The organism is Cloacibacillus sp. (assembly GCA_036655895.1).
GTDB lineage: Bacteria > Synergistota > Synergistia > Synergistales > Synergistaceae > JAVVPF01.
Genome location: JAVVPF010000071.1, coordinates 1 through 4859 on the forward strand (window position 1 = coordinate 1; position 4859 = coordinate 4859).

Here is a 4859-nt window from a genome sequence, read left to right on the forward strand (position 1 = left end):
GTCCGCATCTATGTACTGCGCCGATGCGACCTTGCCGTTTAAGACAATCGGGATCATGAGCCGTCCGTCGCCGGTCTGGTAGATGCCATGGACGCCAACCTGTTTGCGCGTCAAATATGGGTGTTCCGGCACGGCAGGCGTGACGGTCTGCAAGATGTTTTCGACTGCGGAGGCGATCTGTTCGCGATATTTCCGCCGCTCTTCGTCGCGGATGGCGGCAATTGCCGCTATCCTTGTTTCGTAGGCGGTGACCTCTTCCGCGGACAGTGCGCGCCCGATATCGCCGCGCCATTTTGCCTCAAAGCCGCCGCCGTGCCAGCTGCCGAACATTCCCGCGGGGATGTTGTCGCCAAAGCCGATATACCAGCCAGCCTTTTCGCCGCCCTTATCGCCTTCGACCGCGAAGCGGTGTATTTTGCCGTCGAGGATGATTCTGACAGCCCGTTTGGGCGCAATCGGAGAGTTTGCGATAGCGTCTTGCAGTTGTATTTCGGGGGCTTCCGGCTTTATCTCGCGGTCCCACCCGGTGGGTAGTGTCGCCATCGTTTTATCTCCTCCCGCCGCGCGGTAGCGGCCTGTAATGCTTCGACTTTGCCTTTGCAGACAACGGCCTTATAGCCGTTTGCCGTTAAATACTCTATCCAGTCTTTTTGTTCGTCCGACGCCTTGCCGCCCTTTTGGCGCTTCATCTCAATCCAGAGGCCCCATTCGGGGACAAAAAGGTCGGGCACCCCCTTGCATACGCCTTCGGCCTTAAGCCGCGCCGCCGTCTTGATGTCGCGCCAACCGCCGTTAGGTATGGCGATGATGCGCACGCCGGGAAATGTCTTGCGAAAAGCGGAGATGAAAGCGCATTGCTCCTCATGCTCCGAGGGCAGGCGACCAGTGGCGCTCAAGCACCCTGTAATATCGTCCGTCTTTTTTGATTGTGATACTGTCCGGTGCTCTCGCACTGTTTAACACCTCCGCGATCTGTTCGAGATAGTTTTCGTTAAGGCCGTCCGCCATGGAGATATCGGCTCCGCAGCCGTCGATGATCGCGCGAAGGGTGGTCTCGGCGCGATATCGCGCGTAGCCGTCATGGAGGATGGTGATATACTCCGTCACTTTGTCGCCGGTGAGCGCGGCGTTGTCATAGTCGACGCACAGCATGTTGATCTGCTTCGCGCGGCTTTGTTTGATGTGCCACCACCAGCCGCGGACTTGCACCTCTTCCGGTTCAAGCCCCATGATGTCATCGTCGTAGAGCTTGATGGCCTCCTTGGGCGCGGGCGGAAATTCATACCCGCAACATGGGCAGATTTTAATCGAGGCGTGTACGAGCTCCGCGCATTCGCCGCAGACTTTGACCGGCGCATCTCCCGTGCCCGCGCCTTTGTGCTTTGGCGGCTGAACCTCGGTAATGGGGCCATGCCGCTTCACATTGCCGGCGAAGTCGAGCACCAGGCAATCAGTTTTTCCCGCGGCGGTCCTCATACCCCTGCCAACCATCTGCAAATACAGCCCCGGACTCATCGTCGGGCGGCACATTGCGATCAGGTCGATGCCGGGATAGTCAAAGCCCGTGGTCAGCACAGATACATTGGTCAAGGCTTTTATGCGCCCCGCCTTAAAGTCTCGCAGTATGCGGTCCCGCTCCGCTGTTGGCGTTGCGCCGGTGACTACTTCGGCTGCCACGTCATGCGCGCGGAGCGTGTCGCAAATCGCCGTTGCGTGTTCGACGCCGGTACAAAAAAAGAGCCAGGCGTTGCGGCCCTCGGCGCGGCGGATCGTCTCTTCAACGATGCGCTCGTTGTCGTCCGCGTTGTTTACGGCGGCCTGCAATTCGCTTTCGATGAACTCGCCGCCGCGCTTGCCGACGCCCTCGACGGAGAGCACCGTTTTCGGCAGCTTCGAGCGCAGGGGCGCGAGGAACCCGCGCGTGATCAGCTCATTTATTTTTACCGGCTCGATGAGGTCGTCGAAGATCGCCCCGCGTTCGCTTATCAGCCCGTGTCCAAGCCTGTACGGCGTAGCGGTAAGGCCAACTATCCTCATGTTGGGGTTCTTCGCTTTAAGGGCCTCTAGGAGCGTTCTGTAGCCCCCTTCGGCCTTATGGCTAATAAGGTGGCACTCGTCAATGATTGCGACATCTACAAACCCCAATATATCAGCCTTGTCGCGCACGCTCTGGATGCCGGCCACGGTGATCGGCAGGCCGACGTCGCGGCTGTTCATACCCGCTGAGTAGATGCCCAGCGGCGCTTCCGGCCAGGCAAGCATGATTTTCTCCGCGTCTTGCGCCAGCAGCTCCTTGACGTGTGAAAGCACGAGAATGCGCGACTGCGGCCAGTGCGTCATGATCTCCCGGCAGAGACCGGCTAGGATGTGCGTTTTTCCCCCGCCGGTCGGGACTACGATGCAGGGGTTGCCGGCGTTGTAGCGCAGCCAAATAAAGAGCATCGTTATCGCTCGCTGTTGGTAGTCGCGCAGAGCCATCAGAAGGGTACCTCTTCGTCTTTAGGGCCCTGAGTGTCAATTATTAGAAGTTCATGCGTTGTGAGGGCTCCAGGGTTGAGGCAGGGGATACCGTTGAGATATCCCGTCCCCTTAATCTCGTATCGTCCGCACATACCGTTTGCATTGCCCCCTAGCCATTTCCACGGCACTAAGTCGGGGTGTGCGACGTGGCCTTCACAGCCCGCTCGTTGCTCGTCCACCGACAGCTCATGGTTGCTTTCCGCAGCACAGATAAACCTGCCGTCTTTGGTCGGCGTAACATGAGAACAGGTGCGACAATTTATTTCTGTTGATAGATGCGATACGTGGCAAAAATCATGCGCTGCGCAGAACTTGCATTGATACCACGTTGGGTCGGACGAAAGCGGCTCAGGGATGCGCTCTTGCATGGCCAGCCGGTGGCCGCGTTGAACCAGCGCCTCGGCCTTTTCTTTCTCCAGATATACGCGCTCCGTGTACATTTCATCATTGTCTTTGCAGACAGCGACATAAAGCGCGCGGTCGATTTTCGTGCCGAGCATGTAGCCTTGCATCTGCCACCAGTGTTGACGCTTAGCTTCTAGCACGCCCTTTGACTGTAGTTCTTTGAATGATTTAAGCGAGTGCGTTTTGAACTCCGCGATATGGCGCGTCTTTTCCGCGCCGGGCACGCCGCTTTCGATAATACCGTCAAGCGAGCCTGAAACATGACAGCCAAAATCAACGCGGCTCTGTCCGTCATCATCTAAGCAGGTTGAGTGTATTTTTATGCCGGCGGCGCGCAAGTCGGCAACTATGGTCTCTTCTTCGCGCCGTCCTCGTCTGAATAGCCGCAAAATACGTCCCGGAAAATGTTCTATAACCGCCCAACGAAATGATAGCCATATCCAGCGGTCGCAGGGTCCGCCTAGTACAGAGAACCCCAAATGGGGGCGCTGGGGCTCTCTGTGCTGTGCGTGATATGCGTCGATTTTGCTCTGGAGGTCAATTTGGTTGAGCGGCTTTGGTATGGCCGCCATCCTCCGCTACCACTTAAAGGGCATAGTCGGCGCGGTGGGTTGTGCTGGTGGCGGGGTCGGTGCGCTCTGCGGCTGAGGAGCGGGCGGCGCGGCGAATGCCTGGCTGAATCCGCCTCCCTGCGGCGGCATGATCGCGTCTCCCGCGGGCGCGGCTCCCGCAACAGGCGGCATTCCCATCGGCGCGCTCGGCATGGCGTCGCTGGCCGGCTTGAAGTTTTTGGCCTCGTTCTGCGGCCCGTATCCATCTCCGGCGGGTCGAATGGTCACGCTTGCTTTGACAATGTGCCCGATGAACTGCTGGTCGTCCAACAACGGGTCCGGGATGGCGCAGGCAAGCTGCAAGGCTTTGATCTGCTGGCGGGCTATCTTCTCGGCAATTGAATTGTCATTGCGGTAATTGAACCGGCAGAACAGTTTGCGTCCCTGGTAGGAGGGGCCGATAACGTCAAAGATGACGCCAATGTACATCCCCGTCCCCGTCTTTGTCGGTTTTTGCTCAGTCTTCGTAACTTGCAATATATATTCGCCCTCCGGAATCGGCGAGAAGTCTTCCGGTTTTACGTTTATGAGATCCTGCGTTACATCACTACCTAAAAGTGCCATTCTATTTGTCCTCCTTGTTTTTTATTTCTACGGAAATTCCAATTTTCCCCGGCGTTTTGGTGATCGCCGCAGAAAGGATTGCTTTTATTTTGTCGTCCGCGCTGTCCCAGCCTTTTTTGTTGAGTTCCGGCTTCCACCGGAAGGCGGTGGACATGATCGCGTCGTCGATGTCGTGCTGCTCGGCGAGCTCGCGCAGCCGCGACGCGTCGATCTTGATATTCATCGTGCGCTTGACACTCACTTTGAACTCGCCGACCTCGTTAGTTTTTGAGCCTTCCCACTGTTCAGGGACGCCAATTGCCACGGCAAGCTGTTCTTCGAGCGCCACGCGGGCGGCTTTCGCCGCGTCTTCTTTTGCCTTTGCCTCGTGCAGGGCCGCGGCCAAAAGATATATATTATCCATTCGCTCCACCTCCTATTTTGGTTATGATTGCGCTAAGGTCGGCGGGCTCCCAGATCTCCAAAGCGCCGGCGCGGTCTTTTGCCGTCCACAGACCATCCGGCCGGCACATCAACATCCTCATGGGTTCGCCCTTGTCGTTGCGCCCGACGCGCAAGGCGAAAACCTCATCGAAGAAAAACGGTAAGCCCTGCGTCAACGTTTTGCCGGGCATGGACGGCGAGAAAAGCATTGCGCCGGTTTCGTCCTGCGCCTTTTCCATCTTCGCCGAAAAATAAACGTGTCTGTTCGGCAGGTCGCGGAATGACCGTATAATTTTGGTCATGGTGTCATTCATGTTTCCATAGGCGGCGCGGCCG

General features: G+C 57.5%; 7 protein-coding genes. All 7 read right to left on the minus strand.

The genetic code is table 11. The annotated features are described in order from the left end of the window. The coding region (locus tag RRY12_12500) for a hypothetical protein (GenBank protein MEG2185493.1) at positions 1-543 on the minus strand (543 nt) is incomplete at its 3' end. Further along, on the minus strand, positions 507-896 hold the full coding sequence (locus RRY12_12505; GenBank protein MEG2185494.1) for a VRR-NUC domain-containing protein: 390 nt from the start codon (positions 894-896) through the stop codon (positions 507-509). The genes RRY12_12500 and RRY12_12505, both read right to left, overlap by 37 nt. Continuing rightward, positions 862-2478, minus strand: coding sequence for a DEAD/DEAH box helicase family protein (locus RRY12_12510; protein MEG2185495.1), 1617 nt, complete (start codon positions 2476-2478; stop codon positions 862-864). Before RRY12_12510 ends, RRY12_12505 begins: the two co-directional genes overlap by 35 nt. Beyond that, a complete protein-coding gene (locus tag RRY12_12515; GenBank protein ID MEG2185496.1) occupies positions 2478-3314 on the minus strand; it encodes a hypothetical protein in 837 nt (278 codons plus the stop codon). Before RRY12_12515 ends, RRY12_12510 begins: the two co-directional genes overlap by 1 nt. Positions 3315-3503: 189 nt before the next feature. Beyond that, on the minus strand, positions 3504-4100 hold the full coding sequence (locus tag RRY12_12520; protein MEG2185497.1) for a DUF669 domain-containing protein: 597 nt from the start codon (positions 4098-4100) through the stop codon (positions 3504-3506). Position 4101: 1 nt separating this feature from the next. Continuing rightward, positions 4102-4503 (minus strand): hypothetical protein, encoded by a 402-nt coding sequence (locus RRY12_12525; GenBank protein ID MEG2185498.1) that lies wholly within the window; start codon positions 4501-4503, stop codon positions 4102-4104. Then, positions 4496-4859: AAA family ATPase (locus tag RRY12_12530; GenBank protein ID MEG2185499.1), on the minus strand; the 364-nt coding region annotated here is incomplete at its 5' end. The genes RRY12_12525 and RRY12_12530, both read right to left, overlap by 8 nt.

Coding starts and splice junctions, on each gene's coding strand:
- RRY12_12510 (MEG2185495.1), bottom strand. CDS start 2,478: ATGGCTCTGCGCGACTACCAACAGCGAGCGATAACGATGCTCTTTATT.
- RRY12_12520 (MEG2185497.1), bottom strand. CDS start 4,100: ATGGCACTTTTAGGTAGTGATGTAACGCAGGATCTCATAAACGTAAAA.
- RRY12_12525 (MEG2185498.1), bottom strand. CDS start 4,503: ATGGATAATATATATCTTTTGGCCGCGGCCCTGCACGAGGCAAAGGCA.